The organism is Fibrella rubiginis (assembly GCF_017353185.1).
In the GTDB taxonomy this organism is placed as follows: domain Bacteria; phylum Bacteroidota; class Bacteroidia; order Cytophagales; family Spirosomataceae; genus Fibrella; species Fibrella rubiginis.
Window position 1 is genome coordinate 309,641 of the sequence record NZ_JAFMYV010000006.1, and the last position, 15,293, is coordinate 324,933.

Below are 15,293 nucleotides of genomic sequence, written 5' to 3' on the forward strand. Positions count from 1 at the left end.
CGGCGATTGATGAGGGCAGTTTTGAAGGGGAGCTTTGTGGAAAAAACACTAGGTCACCCATGAAAACGTTCCTTTTTTCACTTGTAGCAGCCTTTTGGGGGTTGCTCCTCTTCAATTCATTCTCGTTCGATCAGTTCGATTTCACGTCGAGCCGAGGCGACATTTCCTGGGACGACATCACCGATGAGCTATGGCCATAGACAAAACCTCCGGCCAGCCGTTACGGGTGCGTTCCCTGGACGGCTACCCACTGGGCGTCACGGTGTTTGACGCACCACAGCCCCGTGCGGTAGTGCTTATTAACACTGCCGTGGGTATTTCACAACGGTACTACCGCCCTTTTGCGCAGTATATGGCGCAACATCATTTCACCACCATTACCTACGACTACCGGGGCGTAGGCAAGTCGGCGCCACCCCGGCTCACCGTCGATTTTGCGGGTGGGTTCCGGCAATTGGTTACCGATACGGAATGCCTTATCCAGTATGCTCAGAGCCAATGCCCGGGTCTGCCACTGGGGCTGGTGGGTCACTCTATTGGCGGCATCCTGCCCCTGCTCACACCCGAAAACCGGAAGCTGGATGCTTTCTTTACGGTGGGTACCCAAATGGCCTACCCACCCGATTTCGGACCGGGCTGGTGGGATAGTGCCAAACTTCGGTTTCAGTGGTTCATGCTTATGCCCCTGCTCACGCGTTGCTACGGCTATTTTCCGGGCAAACGCCTCAGGCTGGGCTTCGCCGATATTCCCGCGCAGTTTGTGCACGAAATAGCCATGCGGCGGCACTACGAGAATATTTTCGACTTTCTGGCCCAGCTAAATCTCCCGTCGCATCACCTGAATCTGACCTGCCCTACGCTGGCGTTTTCCGCCACCGACGACCCACTTTGCACCCCCAGGGCCATGACCCGGATGTATTCGCAACTGGCCAACGCACCCGTTCAGTATCAGCGCCTGAACCCCGCCGACATTGGCGTTGACAGCATTGGGCACACCCGGTTTTTTGGGCGTGAACTGAGCACATTGCTCTGGCCATTGGCCGCAAACTGGTTTACGCAGAAGCTCGTGGCATCTGCATAGGGCGGGTGCCCACCAGGCCTGTGGGGGAACTAAACGGCTGACCTTCTTCGTAGTAAGGGGGATATACACTCTGTGGTGGGGTTTAGGCACGACCTTTGTAGTTGCCTCTTCTACATCACCCCAACTTAATGAATTTCAACGATTTAGAGCTTATTGCTCCCATCCTGAAGGCCCTCGCCGAAGAAGGATACACCACCCCAACCCCTATTCAGGAACAAGCCATCCCTTACGTAAATGCAGGTCGCGACCTGCTCGGATGCGCCCAGACCGGCACCGGTAAAACCGCCGCCTTCTCGATCCCAACCATCCAGCGCCTGTACGAAATGAAGCAGTCGGGCAACTGGTCGAATAAGATTAAAGCCCTGATTCTCACGCCTACACGCGAGCTTGCCATCCAGATTGATGAAAGCCTCGGTGCCTACGGCCGCCACGTGGGTTTGCGCCATGCCGTCATTTTTGGCGGTGTAGGTCAAAAGCCACAAACCGATGCCCTGCGTAATGGTATCGATATCCTCACTGCCACGCCGGGCCGCCTGCTCGACCTGATGCAACAGGGATTTGTGAACCTCAAAGGCATCGAGTTCTTTGTTCTGGACGAAGCCGACCGGATGCTCGACATGGGTTTCATTCACGATGTACGGAAAGTAATTGCGCAGTTGCCTACCAAACGGCAGTCGCTGTTTTTCTCAGCAACCATGCCGCCCGAAATTGTGAAACTGGCCGACACCATCCTCACCGATCCGGTGAAGGTAGAAGTAACGCCCGCCTCGTCAACCGCCGACACGGTAACGCAGTCGGTGTATATGGTAGAGCGCGACGACAAGCGTAGCCTGTTGTTACACCTGTTGCAGGATCCCAAGATCGAATCGGCGCTGGTGTTTAGCCGGACCAAACACGGTGCCGACAAGGTGGCTGAGTTTCTGAACAAGCACGGCGTGAAAACCGAAGCCATCCACGGCAACAAGGCCCAAAACGCCCGTCAGCGTGCCCTGAGCAACTTTAAGGACCACACTACCCGGGTGTTGGTGGCTACGGACATTGCGGCGCGGGGTATCGACATCGACAGCCTTACGCACGTGATCAACTTCGAGTTGCCCAACATTCCCGAAAGTTACGTGCACCGCATTGGCCGTACGGGCCGGGCGGGGGCTAGCGGCATTGCCATCTCGTTTTGCGAAACCGATGAGCGGGCCTGGCTGGTAGATATTCAGAAGCTGATTGGCCGGAAAGTACCGGTGGCTACCGATAACCCGTATCAATCAGACAATAACGAACCCATTGAACGGGCCAAAGCCCCCAAAATGGTGCAAAAACAGGGCCGTGGCCCGCGCGAAGGCCGCGAAGGAGGTTCACGCGAACCCCGCCGCGACAATCAGCCCCGTCAGGAATCACGCCCGGCTCAACCCCGTGCAGAGCAACCCCGGTCGCAGGAGCCTCGTACGGAGCAGTCTCGCCCGCAAAGCCCGCGCCCTAGCGGTGGCAATGGCCGACCAAACGGAGGTCGCCCGGATAACCGCGGCGGCCAGCCCCGAAACAATGACCGGCGCAGTAGCGGTGGTTCGTCGGAGAATGCTGCTGAAGACGCCCGCTGGAAACCCTGGACGGCATCGCTCTCTACCTCACCCGACCGTTTCGATAAACCCCGCGATTCATCGTCGGGTGGTGGAAACAACAACGGCGGTGGTAAAAAACGCCGCTGGTAGGAAGGTGGTTTAAGGTCCAAAGTCTAAGGTCCAGGGTTTAAAGTTGGCTGACGCATCAGTGTTCCTGCATCAGCCAACTTTAAACCCTGGACCTTAGACTTTGGACCTTAAACCACTTTTTACCCCGCTGTTGTGCCGCCGTCCATTTGCAGGGCCTGACCTGTGCAAAAGGCGTTTTCTGGCGCACAAAGCCACAAAATAGCCTGAGCAATTTCTTCGGGCTGACCAAAACGGCCCATCGGAATGAGGCGGCGCATGCGCTCTTCCATCTCGGGAGCGGTGTTCACCAGATCCTGCACCATAGCCGAATGCGTGTAGACCGGGCAGATGGCATTTACCCGGATATTTTTCTTGGCAAATTCCAGCGCAGCGGTTTTGGTTAGGCCCAATACGCCGTGCTTGGCGGCGCTGTAGGGCGCACCCATGGGCATCCCTTTCACGCCCGCAATGCTCGACACATTCACAATCTTACCTCCCTCCGGCTGTTGCAGCATCTGCCTGATCTGGGCCTGCATACCGTAGAAAACGCCGCCCAGGTTCACCGCCATCATGGTATCCCAATCGCGTATTGTCTGATCAAGAAAACGGGCAAAGCGGCCACCGATACCGGCGTTATTGATACCAATATCGAGCCTGCTATAGGTAGCCACTGCATAGGCTACGGCAGCGATATGTTGCTCAGGATGGGCCACATCGCAGTGGATATAACTTGCCTGGCCACCTGCATCCTGAATCATGGATACCGTCTGCTGACCGTTTGCGTCGTTAACGTCCGACACCATGACGGTAGCACCCGACTGAGCAAAAGCAAGGGCCGTTGACCGGCCAATTCCCGACCCGGCGCCAGAGACGAGGGCAACTTGATTCGTAAATGATGACATAAGAGCGTAAGGCTTTGGAATAATTCCTAAAATTAGGTCAAAAAAATGTCCATATAGTTTAAACGTTGGTGATTGGCAGGACTCTATATTTAAGGTAGAAATGATCTACCGTATCCCTCAACTGTACTGCTTCCATGATTACTCAACCAACGTCGCTGCCGCCCTCCGCGGCTCAGCCCGACCTGATTCCGGGTATCTACAACTATTGTGACTCGTGGTGCGAACGCTGCGCGTTTACTACCCGCTGCCGAAGTTTTCAGATGCAACACCCCGATGGGCCAACCCAACAGGCCGATCCCAGTGCTTCGCTGGTGCATCAGCTCACGGAGGCCCTCAACCTCACTAAGCGCTATATCGAGAAGCTGCACCACGAACAGGGGGCATCAATGGCCGGTTCGCCCGCACCCCACGAGCAGCAACAACTTGAAGAACAGGCTGTTACGCCCCGTCGTCAGGCAAAAGAACACCCTGCATCGCGGTTAGCGCTGGCTTACCTGACCCAAACCGGAGCGTGGCTGGCCGACGAAAAAGGGCTGCTGGAGCAGGCGGGGCATCGGCAACTGCGCGACGTTCAACTGGGCATCCGCACGGAAGATGAAGCCATGGTTCTGCTGAATGAACTCAAAGACGCCTACGAGCAAATTCGCTGGTATCGTACCCTGATCCCGGTAAAAACCACATCGGCCCTACGCTTAATTGATGAGCCCACCGATGACGGATACCTGCTTGATTATTATAACGGTAAAGCCAAGCTGGTTCTGGTGAGTATCGATCAGTCACTGGCAGCATGGCGTACGATGATTGCGTTTTACCCCGAAAAGGTGGATGATCTCCTCGACCTGTTGGCTACGCTAAGCCAGTTGAAAACCCACGTCGAAGCCACTTTCCCCGAAGCCCGCTCTTTTCAGCGGCCAGGACTGGATTGATTTACGAATTACGAATTACGAATGACGAATTACGAATGACGATGTACGAATGACGATTTTTGCTGACGCACAAAACTGCTGTAGAGCAAACTCTGGCGTCAGCAAAAATCGTCATTCGTAAATCCCAACATCCATGTTCATTCGCCTTGCCACCCCCGCCGACATTCCTGCGCTGGTAGCCTTGCTGGGCCGCGTGGTGCCGCAGATGCAGGCGTCAGGTAATTTCCAGTGGGATGCCACCTATCCTAATGCCACCGTTTTTGGCAATGACGTAGCCAAGCAGCAACTCTGGGTTGCTGACATCGACGGACAATTGGCGGGTGTTTCGGCCATCACCACCGATCAGGAACCAGAGTATGCACAGGTAGGCTGGGATATTACCGAACCGGCTATTGTTACCCACCGGCTGGCCGTTGACCCTGCGTTTCGGGGGAAGGGTGTGGGAAAGGCACTATTGCAACAGGCCGAAACCGTGGCAAGAGAAAGAGGCATCCTGCGGCTTCGTATTGATACCAACACGCAGAATCAGGCTACGCAACGCTTATTCCCAGCCGCAGGTTACGTATTTGCGGGTGAAATAGGGTTGGGGTTTCGGCCCGGATTACGATTTTATTGCTACGAAAAACAACTTAGCCAGCTCTAACCAGCGCAACGCGCAATCAGGCTATTGGCTAAAAAAGAAAGGTGATTTTAGGCCACTTACACAGATTCACAAACACTTTGGTAAGGAACAGGTTAGTAGGTCTGGTTCAACTTTCAATAAAAACCACGTATGAAAACCAAACAACTGATCGTCGGCTTAGCTGTAGCCTTCATGACGGCTACCACCATTGTAGCCTGTGATTCAAAAAAAGAGAACAAAGCTGAAGATGTACAAGACGCTAAAGAAGATCTGAACGAGGCCCGCGCCGAAGGAGACACCAGCGAAATGCGCGACGAAAAAGCTAACCTCGATTCTGCCAAAGCTGAGTACAACGATGCAGCCAAAGAAGCCCGCAAGGATTCGATGAATAAGTAAGATAGAGTTCAAAGTCTATGGTCCAGGGTTTAAAGTTGGCTGACGCATTAGTATTCCTGCGTCAGCCAACTTTAAACCCTGGACCTTTGACTTTGAACTCTACAACGAGATACCCATCTTCTTCGCCATATCGGCAAACATCTGAGGATCATATTCGTAATCGTCTGACCCCGGGGCGTTTAATTGTGGCTCTTCGTCCAGATCGGGTGGCGTATGACCGGGAATAGCGCCTTGTACCACTTCAAGCGGTTGGCCGTCTTCGGGGTGGTTACCGTGCCAGATCAGAGCCGCCTGCTTGTAATCGTCCTGACTGAAGGTGTACAGCTTCAGGTGCATTTTATCATCCATGAATTTCTTCGCTTCGGGGAATTTGTCGTTGCTGAGGTCAGGAATGGGCAGCAATTTCGTTACCTGCACCCCGGTGAGGGCCTCCAGCGCTTTAGCATAGGCTACCACGTGCAGACCGCCGCGAACGAGCAGGTAACCCACCATAGTCCGGGCCGTAGGGTCAGACACCATCTCATAGGTCCGCATCTTACCGGCACGGGCACCGCATTCCAGGAAAAAGTTGTGCAGCAGATCGAGCTTCAGGTTGCCACTGCTAAACACGTTGGAGCCATCCCAAAACTTCCCCATCGAGTCCATGGGCAGGGCCGTTTGGCCGCTATTGTTGAAATGGTACGTGTTGCGGGCATTGACGCCCCCGGCTAGTGGGGCGATGGTTGGGTCGATACCCCGTTTTGATACACCCGTCAGCAACAGGTTGATCGTGTATGATACCACCTCGATATGGCCGTACTCTTCACCGGCGATGCTGCAAATGAGGTCGTAAAACGGGCGAAGCTTCTTGCGGCCCCGAAAGTTGAACGACTGATACGTGTAGTTCATCAGGGTCGACATTTCGCCGAATTTGCCCCCCAATAACTCCTGGACGGCGGCCGCATCATTGGCGGAAGGATTGGTTGGTTTTGGCAGCTCAATAGGCAGCCGGTCCATTTTCAGGATCATGACGTATCAGATTTAGACAGTTCGAATTGCCTGTAGAACTCGAATACGTGCTCGTGGTTTTTAATTACCTATTAAATCTATAGAGATATTTTTGATTGAAGGCTAACTACTTATTGCACTGTCTTCTCCTTTCCCGCCAACTGCCCGCAGGCGGCGTCAATATCTTTACCCCGGCTACGGCGGATGCTCACAATCACGCCGCGATCTTCCAGATAGCCCGCAAACTTGTCGAGGGTTTGAGGATCGGTATTTTTGAAACTGGCTTCGGCAATAGGATTATATTCGATGATATTAACCTTGGCAGGCACCTTTTTGGTAAACTCCCAAAGTTCTTTGGCATCCTGCAACGTATCGTTGAAGTTGTAGAACACAATGTATTCAAACGTGACGCGGGTGCCGGTTTTTCGGTAAAAATAGCCCAATGCATCGGCCAGGTTAGCCAGCGAATTACTTTCATTGATGGGCATGATCTGGTCGCGCTTCAGGTCATTGGCCGCGTGCAGCGACAGGGCCAGGTTGGTCTTCACGCCGTCGTCGCCCAGTTGCCGGATCATCTTGGCAATACCCGCCGTTGAGATCGTAATCCGCTTTGGCGACATACCCAGCCCATCGGGTGAGGTGATGCGATCAACGGATTCGAGCACGTTTTTGTAGTTCAGCAGCGGCTCGCCCATGCCCATATAAACGATGTTCGTCAGTGGCGCGTTGAACGTGGTTTTGGCCTGTCGGTCAATTTCCACCACCTGATCATAAATCTCAGCCGCATCAAGGTTACGCTTACGGTCCATGTAGCCCGTAGCGCAGAATTTACACGTGAGCGAGCATCCCACCTGACTCGATACGCAAGCCGTCATTCTATCCGTGTCGTCGGTACGTAGTGCCGGGATCAGCACACCCTCAACCAGATTACCATCAAACAGCCGAAACGACGATTTAATCGTGCCGTCGTTGCTGCGCTGCTCGGTGGCCACTGTCAGCGAATTAATGGCAAAATCGGTGTCGAGTTTATCGCGCAGGGCTACGCTCAGGTTGCTCATCTGCTCAAATGACCTCGCTGATTTTTTCCAAAGCCACTCGTGCACTTGCTTTGCCCGAAAGGCCGGTTCACCGTTCTGCTTAAACCAGTCGGTGAGTTGCGCGGGCGTCTGTTTTCTGATGTCTTGTTTCACAGTTTAATAGACAATTTCCTCTTCGTCGAGTAGGTTTTTAATGTTCAGCACACAATCGTCCAGCACAGGTACGTCGTTGCTCCAGTTGGTGATAATGCTGTCTTTTCCAGCTTCCATAATGACCACCTTGCGCGAAGCGGTCAGCACCCATAACACGCGCTCCACGCCGAAATCAAATAGAGCCTGTGATTTTTCGAGGATATAATTTACGTCATTTGCCGCGCCTCCGTCCCAGTCGATTCGGATGTCTACTTCGACCATCACTTTGGGTGGCACGTCGAAGTATTTACCTTTTAAAGCGGGTAGGGTAGCTTTGTCAAAGATGGCAATGTCAGCAGAGAAGTTGTTCCGAAGATTAATGTGCAGTCCGGCTTCGCTGGAAGCCACCTTGTATTTTTTACGATCAATCCGATTCCAGATCGTCGCTGCAATAGCCATGACAATAAAACTCTGTAAATCACTACTTCCCATAATGTCTTCTGGTTTGACGCGACCCGCCAGCACCTCACGATAGCCTTTATAATACAATGGTCTGCCGTTTAGCACTTCGCGCACCAGTTGGGCCGGAATGGCCGACGTTTGTACGGGTTCTTCAGTGGTTGTCATGGCGTTATGCTTTGGTCGCGTTTAAACTTCCGCCCCGCCTCCAGGCCTTTCGGCATCCAGACCGTCGCTACATCCATCACCTTGGGGGCTATGGGGCGTAGCAGGGGGTACATGAAACTGTCACGGGCTTGATTAGCAGGCATTTTAACGTTCATAAAACTAAACAGCCAGAGAATCACACTAATTCCAAAGACCCAGGTGAATATGCCCACCGCCGCCCCTGCAACGCTGTCGAACGTGCCCAGCAACGTGTATTTCAGGCTCCGCCGCAGGGCAAATCCCATGCGGTTGATCATGAATACGACGGGGAAAAAGATGATGGAAAAACCCAGCCAGGGCAGAAATTTCCGGGCCAGTTCGCGGCTGATGTAGGGAGCCAACAGGTCGATACCAAATTGCAGGAACTTAAACCCCACAATAAGCGCAATCACGAAGGCTATGATAGCCACAATCTCGACCAGCAACCCTTTGCGGTAGCCATTGTATGCTCCCCAGGCCAGGGGTATCAAAATCAGAATGTCGAGGGTTGCCATAAGGTTGAATGTAGCATGTAAACCGAATAATCGGTCGGCAAAATGGGCGTCCCTGACCGATTATTCGGTTTACATGCTACACTATAAGAGACTCTTCACCATGGCGGCAATTGATTTGCCGTCGGCCTGACCGGCGAGCGCTTTATTGGCGGCACCCATCACCTTACCCATGTCGCCGGGACCAGTAGCACCTACTTGTGCAATCACAGCCTGCACGGCCGAGCGGAGTTCGTCTTCTGAGAGTTGCTTGGGCAGGTACTTCTCGATTACGGCAATTTCGGCTTCTTCGGTAGCCAGCAGATCTTCGCGACCTTGCTGCCGGTAAATGTCGGCCGAGTCTTTACGCTGCTTTACGGCTTTCGAGAGCAGTTTGATTTCGTCTTCAGGTTTCAGGTCGCCGCCGGTGGCACCTTCTTTGGTTTCTTCCAGCAAAATCATGGATTTCACCGCCCGCAATGCGCGGAGGCGGTCCTGATCTCTGGCTTTCATGGCCTCTTTAACGTCGGCGTCAATTTGTTGCTTCAATGACATGGTCAGTAGCGAATAAGTTAATGAACAAAGGTACAAACCTGGCGTGTCTTCAAGAGCTTACGGATGTAGAGCCGCCCGCCGCACTGCATTCACCAGGTTATGCGCCCGACGGGTGGTTTCGGGAATGCGGTAGCCGCCATCGCAACGTAGCATCAGGTCGACACTGGTTTCTAAATCAATCAGGTGGCCGGGTGAGACATAGACGGGGTTTACCTTGTTTTTCGTGCGAAGAGCCGCCCCAATAATTTCACCCCGGTGTAGCATCGGCGACCATGAGCCGCGTTCGGGAGCAGGCTCTTCATAACGCCCCACCAGTACCGACTTGCCACAACCCAGCGTGGGCCGGTCCAGGAGCAAGCCCGCGTGTGAGGCAATACCCAACCGACGCGGATGGGCAATTCCGTGCCCGTCGAACACCACCACGTCGGGCAGCACGGTCAATTTGCTCCAGGCTTCGAGTAGGGCCGGTATCTCGCGGAAGGACAACAAACCGGGTACGTACGGAAACGAGGTCGTCGTGATGGCCGTAGCTTCAGCAATGGTTTCCAGCGTGTCGAGGCGCAGGACGACAATACCTGCGTAGACGGTTTCCTCAAATTTGTTGAACGAAATATCGCAGCCCGCTATGGTCTCGGCGGGGCGATCGAGCGGCTGAATACGCACCTGAGTGCGCAGTTGCTGTTGCAGCGCAATCGCCGCTTCGGGGCTGTCGGGCCAGGGGTGAGTCATAGGAAGGAAGTTTATATTGTGGTCAGTTGGCCTCGCGCTTTACGCCACCTATTTCCAACACCAGATCTGCCCCGAATAAGCCCGCGGGCGTTTGGAAACCGGGCTTAAACTGTCCGTGGAGCACTTTCTTGGTGATGAGTAACGACGCCAGCACGGTCATATCGTAACCATCCGGGCCAGACAGGCGCGCTTCTGTGACTGTGCCGGCGGCGTTGCGGGCACGGCCCCACACCTGCGTATTGGCCCCGCTGCGTTTGGCTTCGTCGGGGCCGGTAATGCGCTTGGTAATCTGCTGTTGTACAAACCGTTGCACCCATTTCTGTCGCAGCAGCCAGCCCAGGTAATTGCCCGCACGGGCCAACCGGATAGCCATTGGTTCGGCAGCCATGAAGGTCTCTATGTTGGGAATGCCCGTGGTGTGGTAAGCCGTGGATACGTCACCCCAGGGGATACTCATGCAGGTTGCTGTTTGCCCATTCAAAAACTTAACGGTCAACACCTTATGCGCATAATCAACGCGCTTTAATTTACCATTTTCACGCACCAGCCCGCCCTGCCCAAGACCGTCGGCGGCGGTTTGGGCCGTTCCGTGGCTCACCGCACCTCCATCGTTGGCAAAGGCCAGTTCCAGGTGCGTGGCATCGGGCAGTTTGTCTTTCAGGTAACGGGCAATGCAATCGGTTGGTACCACGTCGAACCCCACACCCGACATGAGCATAACCCCCTGTTGTTTGGCTGCTACATCCAGCGCGGCACCCTGTTCAAAAACGGCGACCTCTCCCGTAATATCCAGATAATGAACACGGTTACGTAGACAGGCCTGCTGCATAGGCAGCGCTGTTTTCGAGAACGGGCCTGCGCAATGCAGCACCACCGGAACACCTTGCAAAGCTGCATCAAGCGCCGCCGCGTTAGTGAGATCAGCCACGCGGTAATCGAAGCCGAATTGCCCGGCAAGGGGGCGGAGTTTGGCTTCATCACGACCGCACAAAATTGGTTTCAGGCCAAACTGACCTACTTTTTCCAGGATTAGCCGGGCGGTATAGCCAGTGGCACCGTAGAGCAAAAACGTATTGGGCGGGTTCATTTAGTCCGGTTTAACCAGCTAAAGATACCAGCGGTGGCCAACCCGCCAACCACATACCACGCCACTGTCATCGACGCCGTAGCCGCCGTACGCCGAACAGGGGCGTCGCCCAGGCCCAGCGGCTCGGCCAGCGTAACGGCTCCGGCACCAGCCAGAGCCCCCAGGACAGCACCTAACGGCCAGACAGCTTCTTTTTTTGCCAAACCTATCAGGCTGTAGTAAAGCGTATTAGACAACAGGTCGCCAGCCATAGCCGTGGCATAGAGGGCATTGCCAGTGGGTGTAGGCAGACCTGTAGCTTTCGTAATCTTAACGACGCCGCGCTCCCCCAGTTTCTGCACGTGCGGCGCTTTTGGCTCGACCTGCCGAACAGTTTCGTGCAGGGCGTTCAGGGCAACAGCCCCGGCAAGGCCGCTGAGTAGCGCATTAGGAATAGTATTCATGTTGAGTCAGATGCTTTTTAGGATAACTAACCGTGTCGCCTTTTGTGCGAAAACTCTATGCCCAGCCCAAATCCTACCCGCCGCCAGACCCTTGCCGCGCTCACTGCTTTACCCGCCGTTTTAGGCACGAAAGCCACCGCTGCCCAACCCAACGAGCCTGCCAAAACAGCTCCATTTACGGTCTGTTTGAACATGAGTACCATTATGGGCCATAAACTGGGCTTTATTGGTGAACTGGAAACGGCTGCCAGGGCAGGGTTCCGATCTGTAGAAGTATGGGTAGGCACGATGCAGGAGTACCTGAAAACAAACACCCCCGCCCAAGCTCGTCGACGCATTAGTGACCTTGGCCTGACGGTAGAAAATGCGATTGGGTTTGCCCCCTGGATTGTGGATGATGCCGAAGCGCGTCAGAGGGGTCTCGACCAGATGAAGCGCGAAATGGATCAGTTGGCACAACTCGGCTGCAAGCGCGTGGCTGCCCCACCCATTGGTGCCCACACCCCTACTGCCCCTATTATTAACCTGCACCGGGCGGCCGAGCGATACCGGACGCTGCTGGAACTGGGCGTACAGACGGGGGTAAATCCGCAACTGGAACTATGGGGCTTTGCCAAAAACCTGAACCGTGTTTCTGACGTGCTCTTTGTAGCTGCCGAAGCGGGCCACCCCAACGCCCGCCTGTTGCTCGACGTGTATCACCTCTACAAAGGTGAATCGGGTACGGCGGCTTTACCACTCGTGGGCAAACCGGCCATCGAGGTGTTTCATGTTAATGACTATCCTGCTACATTGCTCCCCGCCCAAATAACTGACGCCGACCGCGTGTACCCTGGCGACGGCGTGGCTCCTATCAAAGCTATTCTGAAACAGATTCAGGACCCCGCCAAACCCATCGTGATTTCGCTGGAAGTGTTTAACAAGGGTTACTACGCCCAACCCGCTGATGTAGTGGCAAAAACAGCGTTCCAGAAAATGAGTAACCTGGTGAGGAATGATAAGTGATGCGCAGTTGGTAAGAACTGGCGGCGGCCAACGGTAGTTATGCCAATGCTATACTCATCCCTTAGCGTTTATCACTCATCACGCAAAAATGACTCGCTTATCTGTTAATATTAACAAAATTGCCACGATCCGAAACGCGCGTGGAGGTAACAATCCCAATCTAGTGCAGGTGGCCTTGGACTGCGAACGTTTTGGTGCTCAAGGCATTACCGTTCATCCCCGTCCCGACGAACGGCACATTCGTTATCAGGACGTGCTGGACCTACACGAAGTCGTCACCACCGAGTTCAACATTGAAGGCAACCCCGACGACCGGTTTATCGAACTGGTACGCCGCGCGAAACCAGCCCAGGTCACGCTGGTTCCCGACGCCCCCGACGCAATCACGTCCAACGCTGGCTGGGACACGATTCGCCATGCCGACCATTTGCGGCAGCTTATTGATACATTCAGGGCCGACGGCATCCGGGTATCTATCTTTGTCGATGCCAACGAGCGGATGGTGGAGGGGGCAAGAGCTGTAGGTACCGACCGCATTGAACTTTACACCGAACCCTACGCTACTCAATACCCCAACGACCGTGACGCAGCTGTGGCCCCGTTTGTCAAAGCGGCCCAGAAAGCGCAGGAGTTAGGGTTGGGCCTCAACGCGGGCCATGATCTGAGCCTGGAAAACCTTCGTTTTTTTGCCGAAAAGGTCCCCGGTCTCCTCGAAGTGTCTATTGGTCACGCCCTTATCTGTGACGCGCTCTACTTCGGGTTGGAAAACACGATTCAGATGTACAGAAGAGAATTAATGTACAATGAATAAGGCACAATGGCTTCGCGCCCTTACGCCGGTGCGTCACCCCATTGTGCCTTATTCATTGTACATTAAACCCGTATCCCCATGCCCCTATCCGTCCCTGATTTCCTGACCAAGGCCGAAGCGCTGCCCATTATCGACGTTCGTTCGCCGGGGGAGTTTGGGCACGCGCACATTCCGGGGGCGGTAAGCATGCCCCTGTTTGATGATGACGAACGAGCACTGGTGGGCACCAAATACAAACAGGCCGGAAAAGACCATGCCGTATTGCTGGGACTGGATATGGTGGGGCCAAAGATGTCGGGGTTCGTGCGGGCGGCTAAAAAGCTGAATCCGCAGGGCAAGCAGGTGCTGGTGCATTGCTGGCGCGGTGGCATGCGCTCTGGCTCAATGGCGTGGCTATTCAACACGGCCGGTGTGCAGGCCGACACGCTGGTGGGCGGCTACAAAGCCTATCGTAACACCGTACTAACGGGCTTAGCTGAACCGCGTAACCTGATCATTCTGGGTGGAAAAACAGGTTCCGGCAAAACAGACATCCTGAAAGAATTAGCCGCACAGGGTGAGCAAACCATTGATCTTGAAGGACTTGCTCACCATAAAGGTTCGTCATATGGAGCCATCGGGCAGTTGCCGCAGCCGTCGAGCGAGATGTTCGAGAACCTGATTTACGATAAGTGGCGGCAGCTCGACCCCAACCGCCGCATCTGGCTCGAAGACGAAAGCCGCAACGTGGGTAGCTGCTTTATTGCCCCGCCCCTCTGGACCCAAATGAGAGCCGCCCCCGTCGCCTTTGTCGACGTACCCAAGGCAGTGCGGGTAGAGCGGCTGGTTCGTGAATACACCGGCATCGACCATGACCTGCTGGTTGAGGCCACCGAGCGCATCAGAAAACGGCTGGGCGGGCAGGCTACCAAAGATTGTCTGGCCGCGTTGGAACAACAGGATTACGCTACTGTGGCCAACATCACGCTTGATTATTACGACAAAGCCTACCTACACGGCCTCAGCCTGCGCGATCAGGCTAATGTGCACCCCGTAGCCATTGAACAGGACACGCCCGCCAAAACCGCGCAGCAACTAATAGCCTGGGCCGAACAAGGGCTGCAGAGCAGTAGTCTGGTAAACGGGTAATTACAGCTTTTTTGCGTTGAAATGGCGGATCACCTCGCGCTTGGGAAACGCCAGCCGCCAAACCGCCAATGGTTGCTTCTGTTTACCAAAACATTGCTGGCAAAGCGCGTTTGTGGCGGGCACAGCAGCGTTGTAAACAAACAGCGTATCGGCAATCCGCTGAATATTACTGGTCTGTGCCAGTTTATTTTCGGCGTTGTAGGCATAGGCGTCCAGCACCTCGCGCTCTTTCTTCGACAATGCCGGATTTTGTACATCAGCAGCACTTAACAGGCTGATTGTCATGCCATATCGTTTCGCCAACGCTTGTGTTTTGGGTAAATCACGCAGGTTACAAACGCCCGCCGGATCAGTGGTCGAAGCTAACTTGGCCGAGGCTTCCTGCTGGGCAATGGTTACCAGTTGCTCGCCCCAGCTGTTTACAGCTTCGCTTAGATCAGCATCGGTTACGCGCTTGATCTTCATGTCGGCCATCTGCTGCTTCAGCTTGTCGGAATGTTGCAGGCGCTCTGGATTGCAGGAGATAACGGAGGAAAGGAGGAACAGAAGAACGGAAGAAAGAAGAGGGGACTTACGCATGACCATGTGGTTTTCATAAAAACACCGCCCATCGCGCTTGGGTTGCAATCTGACG

At 54.5% G+C, this 15,293-nt stretch carries 19 protein-coding genes; 9 read left to right on the plus strand and 10 right to left on the minus strand.

Annotated elements, in window-relative coordinates; genetic code table 11:
• Positions 1 to 59: 59 nt before the first annotated feature.
• From J2I47_RS13915 to J2I47_RS13925, 3 genes are all read left to right on the plus strand, one after another.
• A complete protein-coding gene (locus tag J2I47_RS13915) occupies positions 60 to 200 on the plus strand; it encodes a hypothetical protein (protein WP_207365189.1) in 141 nt (46 codons plus the stop codon).
• Positions 191 to 1,081: an alpha/beta hydrolase family protein gene (locus J2I47_RS13920; RefSeq protein WP_207365190.1), complete on the plus strand. Its 891-nt coding sequence runs from the start codon at positions 191 to 193 to the stop codon at positions 1,079 to 1,081. The genes J2I47_RS13915 and J2I47_RS13920 overlap by 10 nt, the downstream gene beginning before the upstream one ends.
• A 128-nt stretch (positions 1,082 to 1,209) precedes the next feature.
• Complete coding sequence (locus tag J2I47_RS13925) at positions 1,210 to 2,784, plus strand: DEAD/DEAH box helicase (protein WP_207365191.1); 1,575 nt, start codon at positions 1,210 to 1,212, stop codon at positions 2,782 to 2,784.
• Positions 2,785 to 2,903: 119 nt separating this feature from the next.
• On the opposite strand, the gene J2I47_RS13930 is transcribed toward J2I47_RS13925, so the two are convergent.
• Positions 2,904 to 3,665 (minus strand): SDR family NAD(P)-dependent oxidoreductase, encoded by a 762-nt coding sequence (locus tag J2I47_RS13930; RefSeq protein WP_207365192.1) that lies wholly within the window; start codon positions 3,663 to 3,665, stop codon positions 2,904 to 2,906.
• Positions 3,666 to 3,799: 134 nt separating this feature from the next.
• Between J2I47_RS13930 and J2I47_RS13935 the strand changes: the two genes are divergently transcribed.
• From J2I47_RS13935 to J2I47_RS13945, 3 genes are all read left to right on the plus strand, one after another.
• The gene (locus J2I47_RS13935) at positions 3,800 to 4,591 is read left to right on the plus strand and encodes a hypothetical protein (RefSeq protein ID WP_207365193.1); all 792 of its coding nucleotides are present in this window, start codon (positions 3,800 to 3,802) and stop codon (positions 4,589 to 4,591) included.
• Positions 4,592 to 4,724: 133 nt separating this feature from the next.
• Complete coding sequence (locus J2I47_RS13940; RefSeq protein ID WP_207365194.1) at positions 4,725 to 5,234, plus strand: GNAT family N-acetyltransferase; 510 nt, start codon at positions 4,725 to 4,727, stop codon at positions 5,232 to 5,234.
• Between the two features lie 129 nt (positions 5,235 to 5,363).
• Complete coding sequence (locus tag J2I47_RS13945; RefSeq protein ID WP_207365195.1) at positions 5,364 to 5,609, plus strand: hypothetical protein; 246 nt, start codon at positions 5,364 to 5,366, stop codon at positions 5,607 to 5,609.
• 99 nt (positions 5,610 to 5,708) lie between these two features.
• On the opposite strand, the gene J2I47_RS13950 is transcribed toward J2I47_RS13945, so the two are convergent.
• From J2I47_RS13950 to J2I47_RS13985, 8 genes are all read right to left on the minus strand, one after another.
• Complete coding sequence (locus J2I47_RS13950; RefSeq protein ID WP_207365196.1) at positions 5,709 to 6,617, minus strand: manganese catalase family protein; 909 nt, start codon at positions 6,615 to 6,617, stop codon at positions 5,709 to 5,711.
• Positions 6,618 to 6,727: 110 nt separating this feature from the next.
• On the minus strand, positions 6,728 to 7,786 hold the full coding sequence (gene rlmN, locus J2I47_RS13955; RefSeq protein WP_207365197.1) for a dual-specificity RNA methyltransferase RlmN: 1,059 nt from the start codon (positions 7,784 to 7,786) through the stop codon (positions 6,728 to 6,730).
• Between the two features lie 3 nt (positions 7,787 to 7,789).
• Positions 7,790 to 8,392: a Uma2 family endonuclease gene (locus J2I47_RS13960; RefSeq protein WP_207365198.1), complete on the minus strand. Its 603-nt coding sequence runs from the start codon at positions 8,390 to 8,392 to the stop codon at positions 7,790 to 7,792.
• Complete coding sequence (locus J2I47_RS13965; RefSeq protein WP_207365199.1) at positions 8,389 to 8,925, minus strand: CvpA family protein; 537 nt, start codon at positions 8,923 to 8,925, stop codon at positions 8,389 to 8,391. The genes J2I47_RS13960 and J2I47_RS13965 overlap by 4 nt, the downstream gene beginning before the upstream one ends.
• A gap of 81 nt (positions 8,926 to 9,006) precedes the next feature.
• Positions 9,007 to 9,456 carry a GatB/YqeY domain-containing protein gene (locus tag J2I47_RS13970; RefSeq protein ID WP_207365200.1) on the minus strand — a complete coding sequence of 150 codons (450 nt, stop codon included), beginning with the start codon at positions 9,454 to 9,456 and terminating at the stop codon, positions 9,007 to 9,009.
• A gap of 57 nt (positions 9,457 to 9,513) precedes the next feature.
• Positions 9,514 to 10,185, minus strand: coding sequence for a deoxyribonuclease V (nfi, locus tag J2I47_RS13975; protein WP_207365201.1), 672 nt, complete (start codon positions 10,183 to 10,185; stop codon positions 9,514 to 9,516).
• 22 nt (positions 10,186 to 10,207) lie between these two features.
• A complete protein-coding gene (locus J2I47_RS13980; protein ID WP_207365202.1) occupies positions 10,208 to 11,272 on the minus strand; it encodes a saccharopine dehydrogenase family protein in 1,065 nt (354 codons plus the stop codon).
• Positions 11,269 to 11,715 (minus strand): hypothetical protein, encoded by a 447-nt coding sequence (locus J2I47_RS13985; protein ID WP_207365203.1) that lies wholly within the window; start codon positions 11,713 to 11,715, stop codon positions 11,269 to 11,271. Before J2I47_RS13985 ends, J2I47_RS13980 begins: the two co-directional genes overlap by 4 nt.
• A gap of 57 nt (positions 11,716 to 11,772) precedes the next feature.
• On the opposite strand from J2I47_RS13985, the gene J2I47_RS13990 reads away from it, so the two are divergent.
• From J2I47_RS13990 to mnmH, 3 genes are all read left to right on the plus strand, one after another.
• Positions 11,773 to 12,720: a sugar phosphate isomerase/epimerase family protein gene (locus J2I47_RS13990; protein ID WP_207365204.1), complete on the plus strand. Its 948-nt coding sequence runs from the start codon at positions 11,773 to 11,775 to the stop codon at positions 12,718 to 12,720.
• Positions 12,721 to 12,808: 88 nt separating this feature from the next.
• On the plus strand, positions 12,809 to 13,531 hold the full coding sequence (locus J2I47_RS13995) for a pyridoxine 5'-phosphate synthase (protein ID WP_207365205.1): 723 nt from the start codon (positions 12,809 to 12,811) through the stop codon (positions 13,529 to 13,531).
• Positions 13,532 to 13,609: 78 nt separating this feature from the next.
• Complete coding sequence (mnmH, locus tag J2I47_RS14000) at positions 13,610 to 14,659, plus strand: tRNA 2-selenouridine(34) synthase MnmH (RefSeq protein WP_207365206.1); 1,050 nt, start codon at positions 13,610 to 13,612, stop codon at positions 14,657 to 14,659.
• Here the strand turns inward: mnmH and J2I47_RS14005 are convergent, their stop codons facing one another.
• Positions 14,660 to 15,238 carry a hypothetical protein gene (locus tag J2I47_RS14005; protein ID WP_207365207.1) on the minus strand — a complete coding sequence of 193 codons (579 nt, stop codon included), beginning with the start codon at positions 15,236 to 15,238 and terminating at the stop codon, positions 14,660 to 14,662. It lies immediately after the preceding gene.
• Positions 15,239 to 15,293: the final 55 nt, after the last annotated feature.

Excerpts from the sequence above, each read along its gene's own strand:
- nfi (WP_207365201.1), bottom strand. The coding sequence starts at position 10,185 with ATGACTCACCCCTGGCCCGACAGCCCCGAAGCGGCGATTGCGCTGCAA.
- J2I47_RS13945 (WP_207365195.1), top strand. The coding sequence starts at position 5,364 with ATGAAAACCAAACAACTGATCGTCGGCTTAGCTGTAGCCTTCATGACG.
- J2I47_RS13980 (WP_207365202.1), bottom strand. The coding sequence starts at position 11,272 with ATGAACCCGCCCAATACGTTTTTGCTCTACGGTGCCACTGGCTATACC.
- J2I47_RS13970 (WP_207365200.1), bottom strand. The coding sequence starts at position 9,456 with ATGTCATTGAAGCAACAAATTGACGCCGACGTTAAAGAGGCCATGAAA.
- J2I47_RS14005 (WP_207365207.1), bottom strand. The coding sequence starts at position 15,238 with ATGCGTAAGTCCCCTCTTCTTTCTTCCGTTCTTCTGTTCCTCCTTTCC.
- J2I47_RS13940 (WP_207365194.1), top strand. The coding sequence starts at position 4,725 with ATGTTCATTCGCCTTGCCACCCCCGCCGACATTCCTGCGCTGGTAGCC.
- J2I47_RS13920 (WP_207365190.1), top strand. The coding sequence starts at position 191 with ATGGCCATAGACAAAACCTCCGGCCAGCCGTTACGGGTGCGTTCCCTG.
- J2I47_RS13930 (WP_207365192.1), bottom strand. The coding sequence starts at position 3,665 with ATGTCATCATTTACGAATCAAGTTGCCCTCGTCTCTGGCGCCGGGTCG.
- J2I47_RS13935 (WP_207365193.1), top strand. The coding sequence starts at position 3,800 with ATGATTACTCAACCAACGTCGCTGCCGCCCTCCGCGGCTCAGCCCGAC.
- J2I47_RS13995 (WP_207365205.1), top strand. The coding sequence starts at position 12,809 with ATGACTCGCTTATCTGTTAATATTAACAAAATTGCCACGATCCGAAAC.
- J2I47_RS13915 (WP_207365189.1), top strand. The coding sequence starts at position 60 with ATGAAAACGTTCCTTTTTTCACTTGTAGCAGCCTTTTGGGGGTTGCTC.
- J2I47_RS13960 (WP_207365198.1), bottom strand. The coding sequence starts at position 8,392 with ATGACAACCACTGAAGAACCCGTACAAACGTCGGCCATTCCGGCCCAA.
- J2I47_RS13990 (WP_207365204.1), top strand. The coding sequence starts at position 11,773 with ATGCCCAGCCCAAATCCTACCCGCCGCCAGACCCTTGCCGCGCTCACT.
- J2I47_RS13950 (WP_207365196.1), bottom strand. The coding sequence starts at position 6,617 with ATGATCCTGAAAATGGACCGGCTGCCTATTGAGCTGCCAAAACCAACC.
- J2I47_RS13985 (WP_207365203.1), bottom strand. The coding sequence starts at position 11,715 with ATGAATACTATTCCTAATGCGCTACTCAGCGGCCTTGCCGGGGCTGTT.
- J2I47_RS13925 (WP_207365191.1), top strand. The coding sequence starts at position 1,210 with ATGAATTTCAACGATTTAGAGCTTATTGCTCCCATCCTGAAGGCCCTC.
- J2I47_RS13965 (WP_207365199.1), bottom strand. The coding sequence starts at position 8,925 with ATGGCAACCCTCGACATTCTGATTTTGATACCCCTGGCCTGGGGAGCA.
- mnmH (WP_207365206.1), top strand. The coding sequence starts at position 13,610 with ATGCCCCTATCCGTCCCTGATTTCCTGACCAAGGCCGAAGCGCTGCCC.